The organism is Rhodococcus sp. 14-2470-1b (assembly GCF_002259415.1).
In the GTDB taxonomy this organism is placed as follows: Bacteria; Actinomycetota; Actinomycetes; order Mycobacteriales; family Mycobacteriaceae; genus Rhodococcoides.
Genome location: NZ_NPFY01000065.1, coordinates 1 through 609, shown reverse-complemented (window position 1 = coordinate 609; position 609 = coordinate 1). Strand labels below are relative to the sequence as shown.

At 65.7% G+C, this 609-nt stretch carries 1 protein-coding gene; it reads left to right on the top strand.

The window, feature by feature from the left end; translation table 11 throughout:
* On the top strand, positions 1-609 hold a 609-nt coding region (locus tag CH293_RS27715), incomplete at both ends, for a phosphopantetheine-binding protein (RefSeq protein ID WP_217900800.1).

The window sequence follows — 609 nt, the reverse complement described above, 5'->3', positions numbered from 1 at the left end:
GCCGACCACCCCGGCGGCAATGACAAATACCTTGCCGCCTATTACGTCGGTACCGACGTCACCGACGACGAACTCCGGGAGCATCTGACCGCACGGGTACCGGACTACATGATCCCCACGGTGTTCATCCCCATCACCACCGTCCCGGTCACCCCCAACGGCAAACTCGACCGCCGAGCACTACCCACACCCGACCTCACCGCAGCCCTCACCGGCGGACACACACCGAGCACGGTCACCGAAACCACCCTCGCCACCGTCTTCTCCGACATCCTGCACCTGCCCACCGACACCCCACTGTCGATCGACGACGACTTCTTCCGCCTCGGCGGCGACTCCATCTCCTCCATCCAAGTCGTCACCCGAGCCCGCCGCGCCGGCATCACCATCACCGCCGCCGACATCTTCACCCACCGCACCATCAGCGCCCTGGCACGAATCGCCGACACCCACACCCAGACCCACACCGAAACCGGACCCACCGCCGTCACCACCTCACCACTGCAACCCATCGCCGCCCGCTACGTAGACCGACCCGGCTTCGACCACTTCACCCAATCCTTCGTCTTCACCACCCCACCCGACCTCACCACCGACACCCTCCACCGA